Source organism: Actinomadura sp. NPDC023710 (assembly GCF_040639875.1).
GTDB classification, from domain to species: domain Bacteria; phylum Actinomycetota; class Actinomycetes; order Streptosporangiales; family Streptosporangiaceae; genus Spirillospora; species Spirillospora citrea.
Map to the genome: position 1 here is coordinate 125,657 of NZ_JBFAGB010000011.1, position 15,660 is coordinate 141,316.

Genomic DNA, 15,660 nt, shown 5'->3' on the forward strand with positions numbered 1-15,660 from the left:
AGAGCCTTCAGTCGGCCAGCGCCGCCAGCGCCTTCTGGAGGTCCTCGGCCGCGCGGTCCACCGGCTTCCTCCCGGTGAGCGCCGCGGTGACGTGCTCCTGCACGGCGGCGCTGACCTCGTTGTACCGCACGACAACGGGGCGCGGCCGCGCCTTGTCCATGCCCTGCCTCAGCACCGGCAGGTAGGGGTACCGCTTGATCATTTCAGGGTCGCCGTAGAGGGCGGCGAGGGACAGCGGGAACGACTGTGCGCGGCCGTAATCGTTCTGGACGGCCGGGCTGACGATGTGGGCGATGAAGTCGCGGGCGGTGGCCTGGTGCTTGGAGAACGCCGACACGGCCAGGTTGTTACCGCCGAGGGTGCCGGAGCCCGGCCCCCCCTCGCCCGGGATCGGCGCGACGCCGAACTTCCCGGCCACCTTCGAGCCGTCCTTCTCGGCGGCGAGCGCGTAGACATAGGCCCAGTTGCGGTGGAAGACGAGGTGCCCCTCCTGGAAGGCGCGGCGGCCCTCCTCCTCCTTGAACGTGATGGCCTTCTGCGGGATGGTGCCGTTCTCGAACGCGTCCACGAGGAACCTGAGCCCGGCCTTGGCCTGCGGGGTGTTCACCCGCGGCCTGCCCGAGGAGTCGAAGACCTCGCCGCCCGCGGACTGGACGGCCTCGGAGTAGTTGACCGTGAGCCCCTCGTACTTGCCGTACTGGCCCGCGTAGCAGTCGACGCCCTCGCCGTCCGGCGTCCGGCGGACCTTCGCGCAGGCGTCGCGCAGCTCGGCCCACGTCCTCGGCGGCCTCTTCACCCCGGCCTTGGCGAGGAGGTCCTCGCGGTAGTAGAGGACGCCGGTCCCGGTCAGCCACGGCGCCGCGTACAGCCTGCCGCGGTACTTGCCGGTCTCCAGGGCCGCCGGGACGAACGAGGAGGCGTCCACCAGCCCGTCCGGCAGCGGCAGGATCCAGCGGCGCGCGGCGAACTCCGCCGTCCACACCGCGTCCAGCCGGACGACGTCGTAGGCGTCCGACTTGATCTGCATGTTCTGGACGAGCTGCTGCCGCGCCTGGTCGCCGTCCTCGGGCAGCTCGACGAGCCGGACCCTCTCCTCCGGATGGCCGTCGTTCCACGCGGCGACGAGCCGCTGCACGGTCTGGGTGAGGTCCTTGCCGGTGGCGACGGTGACGGGCCCCCGGCCGTCGTTGCCGGCGGGCGACGCCGGCCCGCCGGACGAGTCGCCGCAGGCGGCCGACGCGAGGAGCAGGGACAGCGCGGCGGCGGCCGGCAGGAGTCTGATGGTCACGGGCGCACCGTGCCTCTCGCCAGAAGTGACTGCGGGTCCAGGTCGATGACGGTGCCGTCCAGCCGGGCCTGTTCGGCGGCCCACACGACGCGGTGCGAGGCCAGGCTCTCCCTGGGGCCGGAGCTGAGCGGGGCGGGGTCGCCCGCGGCCAGCGCGGCGACGAAGGCGTCGGCCAGCGCGTCGTCGTCGTGGTCGTGGCGACCGTCGGACGCGCCCCCGGGAGGGACGGCGCCGGGCTCGACGATCTCGGTCTCGCCGGTGACGAAGTCGCGGACCGTGATGCGGACGCCGTCGCCCTCCAGGCAGCCCGACGTCCCGAAGACGCGCGTCTGGCGCGGGGCGGCCGCCGCGAACGCGGTCATGGTGAACACGCCGGTCGCGCCGGACGGGAACTCCATGTTCACGACCTGGTGGTCGACCACGTCGTTGTCGCACGCGTAGACGCAGCGGCCGTACGGACCCTCGCGCAGCGCCCGCAGGACGCCCGCCTCGGTGCGGTCGTCGGTGACCGCGCCGAGCGGCCACCTCTCGCGGCCGGGATCGCCGAGGCACGACAGGTACAGCCGGGTCGCGGAGTAGGGGCAGCGGGCCTCCACGGCGCAGTCGACGCAGCGGTCGGCGGCGCCGGGCGGCCGCTCCTGCGGACGGAAGTGCGACAGCCGCCCGAACGAGGACACCCGCGCGGGGGCCTCGCCCATCACGTGGATCAGCCAGTCGACGTCGTGGCACGACTTCGTCATCAGCATCGGGCCGGACTCGTCCGCCCGCCGCCAGTTGCCGCGCACGTAGGAATGGGCGTGGTGCCACCAGCCGACCGGTTCGAGGTGCTGGACGCTGACCGGCGCGCCGATCCGGCCGTCCTCGATCAGCCTCCGGAAAGCGCGGGTGTACTCGGTGTAGCGCATCACATGGCAGACGGCGAGCATCACTCCGGCGCGCTCGACGGCGTCCACGATGCGCAGCGCGTCCGCCTCGGACGTCGCCATCGGCTTCTCCAGCAGGATGTGGCAGCCGAGGCCGGCGAACCGGACCGCGGGCTCGGCGTGCTCGGCGTCCTGCGTCGCGATGATCACCCCGTCGGCGGGGCGGCCCCGCGCGGCCATCTCGCGCCAGCCGGAGAACGTCCGCTCCGGCGGAAGGCCGTGCTCGGCCGCGAACCGGGCGCGCCGCGCCGGGTCGGGCTCGGCGACCGCGACGATCCGGCCGGCCCCGGCCTCCCGGATCCGCGCGGCGTAGCCCCGACCGCGCAGCCCCGCCCCGGCCACGGCGATCGTTGGCCCCGTCCGCTGCATCGCGCACCCTTCCGACCTGGCCGTCCGCACCGGTCCGGAACCGGCGGCCGACTTATGCAAGGTGTTTTCATAAGTAGTCTGGCAATAATGTCGTCCGTCCGCCGAACGCTGTCAAGGGGTACCCGTGCCGCACCACTCTCTCCACGGAGGCGACCCCTCGGTGCTCCGCCGGCTCAACTCCGCCGCGACGCTGCGCGCACTGCGCGACGGCGACGAGGCCACGCTGTCGGAGCTGGCCCGGCGCGTCGGGCTGTCCCGGCCCACCACCGAGGGCGTGCTGGGCGAGCTGATCGACCGCGGCCTCGCCGCCGAGGACGCGCCGCGCCCGGGCGGCGGGCTCGGCAGGCCCGCACGCCGCTACCGGTTCCGCGCGGAGGCCGGCCACGCCCTCGGCATCGACGTCGACGCGCACCGGGTGCGGCTGCTCGTCGCCGACCTCGCCGGCGAGGTCGTCGGCGGGCACCGCGCCGCCCTCGCCGGCGGCGCCGCCCCCGGCGAGCGGATCACGGCGGTGCGCGCCGCGGTCAGGGCGTGCCTGGCCGGGGCGGGCGTCGACCGGCGGTCGCTGCGGGCCGTCGCGGCCGGCACCCCCGGCGTCGTCGCCCCGGACGGGACGGTCACGTCCTGCACGGTCGTGCCCGGGTGGGAGGGCGTCCATCTGGCGCGCGAGCTGGGCCGCTCGTTCTCCTGCCCCGTCCTCGTCGAGAACGACGCCAACCTCGCCGCCATGGCCGAGCGGTGGCGCGGCGCCGCCCGCGACGCCGACGACGTCGTCTGCGTCCACGCCGCCCTGCACACCGGCATGGGCGCGATCATCGGCGGCCGCCTGCACCGGGGCCGCTGGGGGGCCGCGGGCGAGATCGGCATGCTGGACGAGCTGGGCCTGCGGGACACGACCGCCTCCCTGGTGCCGGAGGCCGGTTCCGGCCCCCTCTTCGAGGAGGCGGAACGCGTCCTGGACGCGGCCGGGCGCGGGTCCGCCGAGGCGCGGGACCGGGTGGAGCGGCTCGCCGCCCGGATGGCGCGCGGCGTCGCGGCGATGGCCCTCGCCCTCGACCCGGAGATGATCGTGGTCGGCGGCCCCCTGGTCGGGAGCGGCGCGCCGCTCGTCGCCGCGCTGCGCGAACACGTCGCGCCGCTGTCCCTGAGCCCCGTCCGGATCGAGGGATCCGAACTCGGAGAGGAGTCGGTGGCCCTCGGCGCCGTGCGGCTCGCTCTCGACCGGATCGACGAGGACCTGTTCCGCCTCGACCAGCCGGCCGGGCGCCCGCTCCGCACCGGGCCGGCCGAGCAGCATCGAGGACGCCCGCCCGCATCGGCTTGAAGCCTCACATTCTCAGCTCGCCGGCGCGAGTGAAACGGGGACACGCCCGACCCTGTCCGAAGGCCAATACGTCCGGAACGCACTTGTGTCTTCACAAAGGCCTTTGTGGCCCCTGCTCCGGAGGAGATCAATACGCTGCGTGCCACCAAATGGCCCTCTGCGCTGTCAGTGGGGCCCGGTATGGTCTCGTTGCACGGACGAGAGGGGACCGAGCCAGACGGACGGGAGCGACATGAGCGCACAACCGCTAGAACCACTCCTCCCCGGGCAGGTCCACCGGGTCCCAAGGACGATCAAGGGCATCGCCGACTGGCTGACGGAGGAGAAGCGCACCAGGTTCCTCGAAGAGGTCATGGCGGCCAAGGAAGAGGACGACTACAGGCGGGTCATGGACGACTGGTGGGCCGAGGCCCATCTGGCCCAGATCCCCGACCGCGCGGAGCGCCGTGCCAGGGCGCGCAGGGCGGACCGGAGCGAGCTGGTCTCGCTCGAAGAGCTCAAACGGCGGTTCCTGTCGGAGGAAGACGCGGAGAAGTGACCGCCGGCCGGAGCGGCTGGACGGTCTTCTGCGAGAAAGAGGCCTCCGACGTGATCGAGGCCATGCCCCCGGCGCTGAAGAACTCGGTGATCCGCTTCTTCTGCGACTTCGCGGTGGCGGGCGGCCTGGCCGTCGACACCGGAGCCGGTCCCCCCGGAAGGCCTTTGGACGACGCCGATCTCGAATTTCGTCTTGTGGTCGACGGCACCTCGATGTTCTTCGACTACCTCGTCCTTGCCGACATCAAGGAGTTCCGCGTGACGAACATGATCTGGCTGGGCTGACCCGGGCGGCCGGGGCTAGGGGGTCAGCGGGGTGCTGAAGTGCCAGCCCTCGGCCAGCAGGGCGTCGGTCGCCTCGACGGCGGCGGCCAGGCGCCGCTCGTGGGGGCCCGTCACGGTGATGTGCGGAAGACCCTGCTTCTCCAGTTCCTCCCGGAAGCGTCCCGACATCCACGACCTGATCAGCTCGCCGTCGCGCCAGCCATCCTGCTCGAAGGGGACGCCCTCGGGATCGGTCAGGATCCAGAGATGGTGCGGGGTCCGCCCGTGGACGGCCTCGACCTCGGGGGCCGGTGCGCCGAGGTAGCGCTCGTGCCAGATCGCCGTGGCGAACGCGTCGGTGTCGCAGACCAGCAGCGGCGAGCCGGAGCGGGCCGCCGCGTCCTCCAGCGCCGCGTGGCGCTCGGCGATCTCGGTGAACTCGGCCGACTCCCACACCAGGTCGTCCAGCCACAGGGACGGGTCGCCCGCCCGCCGCCGCGCGGCGGCCAGCTTCTCCTCGGTGAACGTCCGCCCGTACTCCGGCACCCACCGGGTCGCCTCCCACACCCCGGCCCGCCGGGCGTAGTGGGCGGCGAGCGCACGGGCCAGCGTGGTCGTGCCGGTCGACTCGGCGCCGACGACCACGACTCGTCGCGCCAGGTACGCCCGAACGGGCGGCGAGAGGTGCTCCCAGTTCCCCACGGGGTCCTCGCGCACGGCGGTGCCGCTCACCGGGAAGCGCTCGCGCGGCGGGTCGACCGGGACGTGCACGGCCGAGAAGCGCTCCGCCAGCTCCGGCCCGTACGCCTCCGAGCTGAACACCGCGTCCACCGGCGGGACGGACGCGCCGAGCCCCGACCGCATCGCCAGGCCCGCCCGGAACGCCGCGACGTGCGCCGACCAGATCTCGTCGGACTCGTAGTCGATCTCCACGTCGTCCACCACCGGGACGATCTCCACGTGCGGCTGCCGGTGCGCCTCGCGCAGCCACGCCGTCCGCAGCGCGAGCGGGATGCTCTCCGCGGTGGACGCAGCGACGACGACGCTCACCCGGGCGCAGGACGCGGCGGCCGTGTCGATCAGATGGCGGTGCCCGGCGTGCGGCGGATAGAACTTGCCGATGACCAGGCCGTGCTCGTGCGTCATACGGCCGCCGCCGGGGCGAGGGGCCGCGCGCGCAGGTCGCGGCGCCAGGCCAGCAGCCCGGACACGCACAGCGCCAGGAAGACGAGGTAGAGGGCGCTGGTGAGCTTGAGGTCCTTGGCGAAGTACAGCGGGATGTAGACGAGGTCGGCGGTGATCCACAGCCACCACGACTCCAGCAGCTTGCGCGACTGCCCGTAGGTCGCCATGAGGGACAGCGCGGTGGTGAGGGCGTCCCAGAACGGCACGGTCGAGTCCGTCCACGCCGACAGCGCCCAGGTCAGCAGGGCGGTGCCGGCGGCGCCCGCGGCGATCAGGGCCGCCCACTCGGCGCCCCGCGTGCGCCGCACCGGGAGGCGGTCGCGGCCGTCCCCGCCGTACAGCCACACCCACCAGCCGTAGAGCTGGAGCGCGACGTAGACGACCTGGAGTCCGGCGTCGGCGTAGAGGCCGCCGTCCAGGAACACCAGGCCGAGCAGGATCACGTTCGCGATGCCGATCGGCCAGTTGGCGATGTTCTGCCGGACGACGAGCCACACGTTGACCGCGCCGGTCGCGAAGCCGAGCAGCTCCGCCCACGTGGTGGGGACCGACCCGAGATGGAAGGCGGGGTCGAGCAGCGGGCCGAGCGGGACGTTCACCGACATGCCCGCAATGATCACATATCGTCAGTCAGACGACAAGTGGATCAGGTGACGTCCAGCAGGACGAGCGGCGACGTCGTCGGACGCGCGGACCCGCCGGCGGGCTCCACGGTCACGCCGACCTTGTCCCGCGGCCGCCACGTCCCGGCGACGACCGGGCGATCCGGGTCGCCGGGCAGCAGGCCCGCCGAGCGGGGGCCGTCCGCGCCGATCAGCCACAGCTGGTAGGCCTTCGAGGACGGCAGCGCCCGCAGCCCGGACGAGGCCACGACCACCCCGCCGCGCGACGCGGACACGACGATCGTGACCGTCCCGCCGCCCGCGGCGCGCCCCGTCGCCGAGCGCGCGTCCGGCGCCGACAGTACCGACGCCACGTCCCGGTAGGCGGTCTCCGTGCGCTCCACGCGCTGCCGTTCGTGGACGGCCACTCCGACGGAGGCGGCCGTCACGAGGCACGCGGCCGCGGCGAGCCCCGCCGCGGCGGCGCGCCGCCACCGCTTAGGCCGGATCGGCCGCACGTCCGCGTCCCGGCCCGGGGGCGCGGGCGGCAGCTGCCGGACGTTCCGGACGTCGGCCAGCACCCGGGCGCGCAGCCGCGGCGGCGGGGCCTCGGCGACCGCCATGCCCAGCCGGGCCGTCGTCGCCCGGAACTCGCGCAGCTCGGTCGCGCACGTCTCGCACCCCGCCAGGTGCTCCTCGAACGACCGCCGCTCCCCGGCGTCGTCGATCGCGTCCAGCGCGTACGCGCCGGCGAGGGCGTGCAGATCGTTCGTCACCGTTCCACCCCCAGGCAGTCGCGCAGCCGGATGATGCCGTCGCGCATCCGGGTCCGCACCGTGTTCGGCGGCGCGCCCACCAGCGCGGCCACCTCACGATAGGAGTGCCCGCCGTAGTAGGCGAGCGTCACCGACTCGTGCTGCAGGTGCGTGAGCGTCCCGAGGCAGCGCCGCACCCGCTCGTGCTCCAGCCGGGCCTCGACCCGCTCGCCCACCGGGTCGTGCGCGCCGCCCGCCCCGGGGTGGACGGTTCTCGCCTCGCGCTCGCCCGCGGCCTGCTCGCGCCGGACGCGGTCCACGGCCCGGCGGTGCGCGATCGTCAGGATCCACGCCATCGCGCCGCCGCGGCCCGGGTCGTAGCGGGCGGCGGACCGCCACACCTCGATCATCACCTCCTGGGTCACCTCCTCCGCCATCGCCGGATCGCGGACGACCCGTCGCACCAGCCCGTGCACGGGCGCCGCGGTCACGTCGTACAGCAGCTCGAACGCGCGCTCGTCGCCGCGCGCCGTCCGGCCGAGCAGCGCGTCCGCGTCATGCCCGGACACCGTGCCGCCGTGCGGCGGTCCCGTCTCTGCCGGCATGCCGCGCTCCCCTCCGTGGGCCGTCCATACGGCACTACGCATCCGGGAGCGCCCAGGGTCGGAACTCACAGGACCAGGCTCCGCAACGTGAGCCCCAGCCCGAGGGCGACCACCGTCGCGGACGTCCCTATCGGCATCATTCCGCCGGGAAGCCGGATCCGCATGGCCGGAATGCGCCGCGCCAGGGCGCGCGCGGAGCCGGCGACGAGGAGGCCGGCCGCCATGAGCGCGGCGGCGAGGCCGAGCCCGTAGGCCAGGACGAGCACGACCCCGAACCAGGCCCGGCCGATCGCCGCGCCCCCGACCAGCACCACGACCGCCGACGGGCTCGGCACCATGCCGCCCGCCAGCCCCATCAGCACGACCCCGCCGCGTCGCGAACGCACGGGCCCATGTCCGTGCCCGTGGCCGTGCCCGTGGCCGTGCCCGTGCGCGTGGGTGTGGTGCCGGTTGCGCAGGGCGCGCCGCAGCAGCAGCGCCCCCGCCGCCGTCACGAGGACGCCGCCCGCCGCGCCGAGCCAGGGGAACAGCGCCTCGGGCGCCAGCAGGGCCCCGGACGTCACGAGCAGGCCGAGGGCCAGGACGCCGGCCGTGTGGGTGAGGGTGACCGTCAGGCCGAGCGCGAGGACGTCCCGCGTCCGGCGGCGCGCGTCCCCCATCGCGTGCGCCGCCATGATCGTCTTGCCGTGGCCGGGGGCGAGCGCGTGCAGGGCGCCGAGCAGCAGCGCGATCAGGAACGCCAGGGCCGCGAAGCCGGGAGTGAGGTCGTGCCGCGCGACCAGCGACGTGAACTTCTGCGTCAGCCCGTCGGCGCCGCGCGGCAGCAGGGCTCCGGGCCCGCCGACGGGCGCGGGGGCCGCGAGCGGCGGCCCGCCCGCCCGCACGTCGAGGGACGCCGACCGCTGGTCGAGCGGGGAGGCGAGCATGTCCGCCGGGTAGGCGGTGAGGCGGCGGCTGCGCGACGACCCGGGCACGTCGGACGCGGCGAGCGTCATCCGGTCGCCCCGCGCGCTGACCTCCCGCCAGCCGATCCGGCCGTCGGCGTCGCCGGCCCGGAAGGAGACGGTCCCCGGCCCGGCGGGTGCGGTGATCCGGCATTCGAGCCGCAGCGTCGGCAGCCCCGCCTGCCCGCGCGGAGCCGACGCCGCGGCGGAGGCGACCGTCGCGGTGGCGGGGCGCCCGCCCACCGTGATGCGCAAGGACGAGGCCGCCCGCGCACAGGCCCCGCCCGCCCAGGTCGCGAGCTCGTCGCTCGACGGACGCCCGTCGTGGTCGGCGTCGAGCCCCGGCATCGCCTGCGCGGCGGGGATCTCGGCGAGGTCCTCGACGTGGTCGATCCGCAGCTCGTGCGGCGCCGCGACCAGCCCGTCGTAGTGGTTGACGGTGAAGTTGCCCAGGGGATGCGCGGCGAGCATCCCGGCGGCGAGCGTGAGAACGATCACGACGCACCTTCCAGGTCGTCCAGGGCCGCCTTGGCGCGCGGCGCCCACAGCGGTGAGAAGCCCGGGTTGCGGCGCAGCGACCCGGTCAGGTCGCGCCGCGCGGCGGCCCGCTCGCCGAGGGCCTTCTCGATGACGCCGAGATGGAACCGGAAGGACGCGCGGCGGTATCCGGTGGCCGTCGCCTGCCGGGCGTAGCGGAGGGCCTCGCCGTCCCGCCCGTTGACGTGCAGCGCCCAGGCCAGGGCGTCGGCCGCGTGCACGCCGCACTGCCGCACGCCCGCGCCCGGACAGCGCCGCCGGTACTCGGCCCGCGCCGCCCGCAGCGCGTCCCCGGCGTCGCCGTGGTCGCTCTCGGACAGCGCGGTCTCCAGGTCGGCGTCGACGCCGTTGGCCCTGGCGATCCGCGCCCACGCCGCTGCGACCGCGTACTGCCGTCCCGCCTCGTCCCGGCGTCCGGCCGACTCCAGCAGCTCCCCGTACTCGGTGAGGTACTGCGGCAGCGGGAGCCGCCGGACGATCTCGGCCCGCTCGGCGAGCGCCCCGGCCGTGTCGCCCCGCGCGGCCCTGACGCGGGCCTCGCCGTCCATGGCGGGCAGGTGGCCGGGGGACAGGCGCAGCGCCTCGGCGTACTCGCGCCGCGCCCGGCCGAGGTCGCCGTCGTTCCAGGCCAGCTCGCCGAGCTGCACCGCGATGTAGGCCAGGTCGCCGCGGTCGGTGGCCGAGGCCCGCGCGAGCCCCAGCACCCGGCGCGCCTCCGCGACCTCCCCGCGCAGCTCCCGCACGTACGCGAGCCGGGTGAAGACCGGGATCCCCGGGCGGACGGCGTCCGCCCGGCGGGCGGCGGCCAGGGCGCCGTCGTAGCGGCCGAGCTCCACCAGCGCGTCCACCCGGACGGCCGCGGCGCGCTGCCCGTAGGGGTTCGCCTTGAGCGCCCCGTCCGCGTACCGCAGCGCCCCATGGAAGTCGTGGCGCGCCGCCGCGAGCGCGCCGAGCCCCGCCAGCGCGCCGTCGTTCCCGGGCGCCTCCCGGAGGGACCGGTGGAGCACCTCGTCCGCCTTCGGGTAGTACGTCGGGTCCGCGGTCACCCGGGCCTGCTCCACGTACGCGATTCCGAGGGACGCCCAGCCGGCGGCGTCGCGGGGCTGCTCGCGCAGCCTCTTCTGCAGGCCGGCGATGCCCGGGGCCGGGGCCCCGGCCGGGGCCGCCGCGGCGCGCTCCCCGGACGGGCGGCCGAACGCGACCGCCGATCCGAGGGTGAGCGCCGCGACGAGCCCCGCCGCCGAGGCCCCGGTGATGAGGGGACGCATCAGTTCTCGTGCCGTCCCGTCTCGGGACGCCGGCGCCGCAGCCACAGCAGCCCGCCGACCAGCACGAACGCTCCCGCGCCCGCCACCGCCGCGACCGGCGCCAGCGGGATCGTCCCGCCCTCGCCGTCCGATGTGCTCTCCGTGGCGCCCGCGTTCAGGAAGTTCACGGGCCCGCCGTCGCCCTTGCCCGCCGCGCCCGCGGCCTTCGTCCCCGGCTTCGTCGCGCCGCGCACGTCCGACCCCGAGTGGGGCTGCGCGACGTACGGGAAGCTCTTGCCGAACCCGGCGTCGTTGACGTTGACCGCGTCGCCGAGGTCGTTCTTCTGGCCGAGCAGCTCGCCCTCGACGGCCTGCAGCTCGATGTCGACGACGTCGTCGGTGAGCCGCCGCCCGTTCGGGAAGCCCGCCTTGTCGCCGCCGAGCACGCCCAGCCGGTCCGGGGTCGCGGTCGGCTTGACCGAGGTGTTCAGCCGCAGCAGCTCCGCCGGCCGCACGTGCGCCGGCTGGTTCAACCCCGGCACCCCGGTGAGGAACGCCTGGACGAGGTCCTTGCGCGGCCCGGGTGGCGCCGGGATCTTGTAGATCTTCTCGATGAGCTTCGGCAGCTCGGGGTCGGTGACGAACCCGGCGAACTGCGCGTCCTGCCACGGGGTGGACGCGTTGAAGGCGTCCTTCCTGCCGCGCGGAATGACCACCTCGTTCACCAGCGGGCTCCCGAGCCGCGACACCTGCGCGTACGCGCCGGACGCGGAGAGCCGCGCCACGGTCGAGTTCACCCCGATCACCGGGTCGTGCCCCGTGACGAGGTGGCGCGTCGGGACCTGCAGCGCGACCGTGTTGACGTTGTAGCCGCTCAGCGTGTCGTTCCCGACCTCCTTCAGGTTCGCGCCGTACAGCAGGTCGAACACCCGCAGGTCGAGGAAGAACGGGTCGTCGGCCTGCCCGGCGAACGACGTCGTCCCGTCGCCGAGCCGCCTGACCGCCTGGGTGCGCAGCTTCGCGTAGTCCGGCATGGACGCCTTGCCCACGTTGGACGGCGCGACGGGCGCGTTCTCGGCGAGCGTGCGCACGCTCCGGACCTGGCCGTCGACCCGCCGGACCAGCGTCAGGTCGTAGGTCTGCGTGAAGTTGAGGTCGGGGTCGTCCAGGCCCGTCACCGGCCCGGTGTTGTAGAGGAAGGTGTTCGCGTTCTTCAGCCGGTCGTGGAAGCGGAACCGGTAGGTGAGGTCGGGCAGCGAGTCGCCGTCGCTGTCGACGTTGAGGTCGTACCTGGCGTCCCGTGCGAACTTGTAGAAGTTCGGCCCGCCCGCCGGGTCCTGGAACGGAATGAAGTTCGCGATCAGTGTGGTGGTGTCCGGCCTGTCCGGACTCACGAACGCGTACACGTCGGTGTTGTCGTACTGCGGCTGCCCCGAGATGAGCGGCGCCTCGCGGTGGCTGGACGCGGTGCCCTGCCGCGGCGCGAGTCCGGCGAACCCGCCCGCGAGCAGCAGGCCCCCGGCGGCGACCATCGCGACGACCCGCGCCCTGGACGTTCCCCCGGCTGGATGGAGTGTCGGCATCGTGGAACCCTCGCCGGTCTCCGGGTGCTCGCCGCGGCGGCGCCGTTCCGTGGCGCTGGGCTACGTTGCCGCGACGCCGGATCGACCGGTCTCTTCGCCATGCCCGCGGATACTTCGCGGCCCCCGCCGGATCTGATTGGTCGAACCCGGCCGGTGGCCGGATACGGCCACCGCCGCGCCGCTCCCGCTTGACAATGAGTGAGCGCTCACTCAGAATCGGAAAGACAGGCACCTGACCAGGAGGCATCGATGTATTCCGAGCTCAACGGCATGGTCGCGGTCATCACCGGCGGCTCGCGCGGCATCGGCGCCGCCACGGCACGCGCGTTCGCCGCCGAGGGCGCCAGGGTCGCCGTCATCGGACGCGACCGGGCGGCGCTCGACCAGGTGGCCGGGGAGACCGGCGGGATCGGCGTCGCGGCCGACGTCACCGACCTGGCCGCCGTCGAGTCCGCGCGCCTGCGGATCGAGGACGAGCTCGGCCCGGCCGGCGTCCTGTGCGCCTTCGCCGGCGGCGGGATCGCGCGTCCCGGCCCGACCGCGGCCATGACCGAGCAGGAGTGGCGGTCGGTCCTCGACGGCAACCTCACCGCGACCTTCCTCACCCTGAAGGCGTTCCTGCCCGGCATGCAGGAGCGGAAGGCCGGGTCGATCATCACGATGTCGTCGTCGGCCGGGCGCCTGCCGACGAACCTGCCGGGGGGCGGCGGCCGGGAACTGGGCAACCCGTGGGGCGCCCCCGTCGCCTACGAGGCCGCCAAGGCGGGCGTCCAGGCCCTCACCCGCCACGCCGCCGCCGAGGCCGGACAGGACGGGGTCCGCGTCAACTGCGTCGCCCCCGGCACGATCCGCACCGAGCGCACCGCCCGGTTCATGCCGCCGGAGACCCAGGACGCCGTGGCCGCCTCCCACCCGCTCGCCCGTCTCGGCGAACCAGGCGACGTGGCGGCCGCCGCTCTCTTCCTGGCCTCGTCCCAGTCCACCTGGCTGACGGGCCTCACCCTCGACGTCACCGGCGGCCGCGTCATGCTCTGAACCCCTGGCAGGACGCGGAAGGGCCCTCGCCGCCGGCGGCGAGGGCCCTTCCGCGTTCCGTGCGGGGGTTCCGTGCGGGGCTACGCGACGATGAGCAGCGGGTTCTGCAGCAGCTCGGCGAGGCGGGCCAGGAACTTCGCGGCCGTCGCGCCGTCGGTGGCGCGGTGGTCGACCGAGAGGGTGACCGTCATGCGCTTGCCGGGGACGACCTGGCCGTCGCGGACGACGGGTTCGTCGCGGACGGCGCCCACGGCGAGGATGGCGGCCTCCGGCGGGTTGATCACCGCGGAGAACGAGTCCACGCCGAACATGCCGAGGTTGCTGACGCTGAACGTGCCGCCGCTCATCTCCCGGGCGGACAGCTTGCCGTCGCGGGCCTTGGCGGCGAGCTCGCGGGTCTCCCGGCCGATCTGCGAGACGCTCATGCGGTCGGCGTCGCGGACGACCGGGACGACGAGGCCGTCCTCGACCGCCACCGCCACGCCGACGTGCACCCGCTTGTGGAAGAGCAGGTTCTCCTCGGTGTAGGAGACGTTCACCGCCGGGTGCTCGCGCAGCGCCGTCGCCACCGCCTTCACGACCAGGTCGTTCACGCTGACCTTCGCCGGGGCGAGGGCCTCGTTGAGCGTCGCGCGGAACGCCAGCAGGGCGCCCGCGTCCACCTCGCGGTTCAGGTAGAAGTGCGGTGCCTCGCGCTTGCTCTCGGTCAGCCGCCTGGCCGCGACCTTGCGGAAGCGGTTGAGCGGGACGGCCTCCACGTCCGGGTCGTCGGCCCGGGCCTGGACGGCGGGCGCCGACGGTGCGGAGGCCCCGTTGACGGCGGCGCGGGCGGTGGCGGCCTCGGCGGCGGCCGGGGCGGGCGTCGCCGGGCCGGCGGCGCGCACGGCGGCCTCGATGTCGGCGCGGACGATGCGCCCGCCCGGGCCGGAGCCGGTGAGGGCGGCCAGGTCGATGCCGTGGTCGCGGGCCAGCCGGCGCGCCAGCGGCGACGACGGCGGGCGGGAGGCGGCCGGGTGTCCCGCGGCCCGCGGGGCGGCCGTGGCGACCGGCGCCGCCTCGGGCGCCGCCTCGGGCGCGGCCTCGGGCTCGGGCGAGGCCTCGGCGGCGGGCGCCTGCTCCGGCTCGGCCGCGGGCCGCGCCTCGGCGGCGGGCGCGGGCTCGGGACGGGCGCCGCCGGCGGGGGCGATCACCGCGATCGGGGCGCCGATCGCGGCGGTCTCGCCCTCGGCGACGAGGATCTTCTCCAGCACGCCGGCCTCGTAGGCCTCGTACTCCATGACCGCCTTGTCGGTCTCGATGTCGACGATGACGTCGCCGACCGCGACCTCGTCTCCCGGCTGCTTCTGCCAGGAGCTGATGACGCCCTCCTCCATCGTGTCGGAGAGGCGGGGCATGAGGATCTCGGTCATCGCACGGGCTCCAGAGCGGGTCGCGGGGACGTGGTGTCCGTCCCCGGCGTGATGCGGCCGGTCGCGCGGAGCGTGGCGCGCACGGCGGTCAGCAGGGACTCGGCGGACGGCAGCGCCGCCGTCTCCAGGGACTTGGCGTAGGGGAGCGGCACCTCGGCCATCGCGACGCGCCGGACGGGGGCGTCCAGCCAGTCGAACGCGCCCTCCTGGATCGTCGCGGCGATCTCGGCGCCGATGCCGTAGGTCAGCCAGTCGTCCTCGGCCACGACGGCGCAGCCGGTCCGGCGGACGGAGTCGACGACGGTCTGCCGGTCCAGCGGGCGCAGGCTGCGCAGGTCCACGACCTCGGCGGAGACGCCCTCCGCGGCGAGGGTCTCGGCCACCTCCGAGGCGACGCGGGCCATCCGGGAGTAGCCGATGATCGTGATGTCGGTGCCCGGACGGGTCACGGCGGCGCGGCCGATCTCGGCGGGCTCGACGTCCTCGACCGCGGCGGGCAGTTCGCCCTTGGTGTTGTAGAGGGCGAGGTTCTCCAGGAACAGCACCGGGTCGTCGTCGCGGATCGCGGCCTTCAGCATCGCCGACGCCTCGGCGGGCGTGCTCGGCGCGAGCACCTTCAGGCCGGGGATGAACGAGTAGAACAGCTCGACGTTCTGCGAGTGGGTGGCGCCGAGCTGCTGCCCGCCGCCGCCCGGCGTCCGGATCACCATTGGCACGCTGGCCTGGCCGCCGAACATGCCGTAGATCTTCGCGGCGTGGTTGACGATCTGGTCCAGCGCCAGCAGCGAGAAGTTGATCGTCATGATCTCCACGACGGGGCGCAGGCCGAGCATCGCGGCACCGATCGCGGCGCCGACGAAGCCCTCCTCGGCGATCGGGGTGTCGCGTACGCGGCGCGGCCCGAACTCCTTCAGCAGCCCCTCGGTGATCTTGTAGGAGCCCTCGAAGAGCCCGATCTCCTCGCCCATCAGGAAGACGTTCTCGTCGCGGAGCATCTCGGCGCGGAGCGTGTCCCGGAGGGCCTGGCGGTAGGTCACGGTTGCCATGGGTGCC

General features: G+C 74.8%; 15 protein-coding genes. 4 read left to right on the plus strand and 11 right to left on the minus strand.

Going from position 1 to position 15,660, the window contains the following annotated elements; genetic code table 11:
* Positions 1-7: 7 nt before the first annotated feature.
* Together AB0H37_RS15095 and AB0H37_RS15100 are read right to left on the minus strand one after the other, a co-directional pair.
* Entirely contained in the window at positions 8-1,288 is a 1,281-nt protein-coding gene (locus AB0H37_RS15095) for an ABC transporter substrate-binding protein (protein ID WP_360613107.1), read from the minus strand.
* On the minus strand, positions 1,285-2,580 hold the full coding sequence (locus AB0H37_RS15100) for a Gfo/Idh/MocA family oxidoreductase (protein WP_360613110.1): 1,296 nt from the start codon (positions 2,578-2,580) through the stop codon (positions 1,285-1,287). Before AB0H37_RS15100 ends, AB0H37_RS15095 begins: the two co-directional genes overlap by 4 nt.
* A gap of 124 nt (positions 2,581-2,704) precedes the next feature.
* Here AB0H37_RS15100 and AB0H37_RS15105 point away from each other — a divergent pair, with 124 nt between their 5' ends.
* The 3 genes from AB0H37_RS15105 (at position 2,705) to AB0H37_RS15115 (ending at position 4,726) form a co-directional block, all read left to right on the plus strand.
* Positions 2,705-3,904 carry an ROK family transcriptional regulator gene (locus tag AB0H37_RS15105; protein WP_360613112.1) on the plus strand — a complete coding sequence of 400 codons (1,200 nt, stop codon included), beginning with the start codon at positions 2,705-2,707 and terminating at the stop codon, positions 3,902-3,904.
* 232 nt (positions 3,905-4,136) lie between these two features.
* The gene (locus tag AB0H37_RS15110; protein WP_179836340.1) at positions 4,137-4,442 is read left to right on the plus strand and encodes a hypothetical protein; all 306 of its coding nucleotides are present in this window, start codon (positions 4,137-4,139) and stop codon (positions 4,440-4,442) included.
* Positions 4,439-4,726 carry a hypothetical protein gene (locus AB0H37_RS15115; RefSeq protein ID WP_360613113.1) on the plus strand — a complete coding sequence of 96 codons (288 nt, stop codon included), beginning with the start codon at positions 4,439-4,441 and terminating at the stop codon, positions 4,724-4,726. Before AB0H37_RS15110 ends, AB0H37_RS15115 begins: the two co-directional genes overlap by 4 nt.
* Before the next feature lie 15 nt (positions 4,727-4,741).
* On the opposite strand, the gene AB0H37_RS15120 is transcribed toward AB0H37_RS15115, so the two are convergent.
* From AB0H37_RS15120 to AB0H37_RS15150, 7 genes are all read right to left on the minus strand, one after another.
* A complete protein-coding gene (locus AB0H37_RS15120) occupies positions 4,742-5,851 on the minus strand; it encodes an AAA family ATPase (RefSeq protein WP_360613115.1) in 1,110 nt (369 codons plus the stop codon).
* Complete coding sequence (pnuC, locus tag AB0H37_RS15125; protein ID WP_329087966.1) at positions 5,848-6,495, minus strand: nicotinamide riboside transporter PnuC; 648 nt, start codon at positions 6,493-6,495, stop codon at positions 5,848-5,850. Before pnuC ends, AB0H37_RS15120 begins: the two co-directional genes overlap by 4 nt.
* 41 nt (positions 6,496-6,536) lie before the next feature.
* Positions 6,537-7,268, minus strand: a complete 732-nt coding sequence (locus tag AB0H37_RS15130; protein ID WP_329087967.1) for an anti-sigma factor — start codon at positions 7,266-7,268, stop codon at positions 6,537-6,539.
* Entirely contained in the window at positions 7,265-7,852 is a 588-nt protein-coding gene (sigK, locus tag AB0H37_RS15135) for an ECF RNA polymerase sigma factor SigK (RefSeq protein WP_179836335.1), read from the minus strand. The genes AB0H37_RS15130 and sigK overlap by 4 nt, the downstream gene beginning before the upstream one ends.
* 65 nt (positions 7,853-7,917) lie before the next feature.
* Entirely contained in the window at positions 7,918-9,294 is a 1,377-nt protein-coding gene (locus AB0H37_RS15140; RefSeq protein ID WP_360613118.1) for a High-affinity nickel-transporter, read from the minus strand.
* The gene (locus AB0H37_RS15145; protein WP_360613119.1) at positions 9,291-10,601 is read right to left on the minus strand and encodes a hypothetical protein; all 1,311 of its coding nucleotides are present in this window, start codon (positions 10,599-10,601) and stop codon (positions 9,291-9,293) included. Before AB0H37_RS15145 ends, AB0H37_RS15140 begins: the two co-directional genes overlap by 4 nt.
* Positions 10,601-12,163 (minus strand): DUF4331 domain-containing protein, encoded by a 1,563-nt coding sequence (locus AB0H37_RS15150; RefSeq protein ID WP_360613121.1) that lies wholly within the window; start codon positions 12,161-12,163, stop codon positions 10,601-10,603. Before AB0H37_RS15150 ends, AB0H37_RS15145 begins: the two co-directional genes overlap by 1 nt.
* 249 nt (positions 12,164-12,412) lie before the next feature.
* On the opposite strand from AB0H37_RS15150, the gene AB0H37_RS15155 reads away from it, so the two are divergent.
* Positions 12,413-13,198: an SDR family NAD(P)-dependent oxidoreductase gene (locus tag AB0H37_RS15155; RefSeq protein ID WP_360613123.1), complete on the plus strand. Its 786-nt coding sequence runs from the start codon at positions 12,413-12,415 to the stop codon at positions 13,196-13,198.
* Between the two features lie 80 nt (positions 13,199-13,278).
* Here the strand turns inward: AB0H37_RS15155 and AB0H37_RS15160 are convergent, their stop codons facing one another.
* A complete protein-coding gene (locus AB0H37_RS15160) occupies positions 13,279-14,607 on the minus strand; it encodes a dihydrolipoamide acetyltransferase family protein (RefSeq protein ID WP_360613125.1) in 1,329 nt (442 codons plus the stop codon).
* Positions 14,604-15,653: an alpha-ketoacid dehydrogenase subunit beta gene (locus AB0H37_RS15165; protein WP_329087980.1), complete on the minus strand. Its 1,050-nt coding sequence runs from the start codon at positions 15,651-15,653 to the stop codon at positions 14,604-14,606. Before AB0H37_RS15165 ends, AB0H37_RS15160 begins: the two co-directional genes overlap by 4 nt.
* Positions 15,654-15,660: the final 7 nt, after the last annotated feature.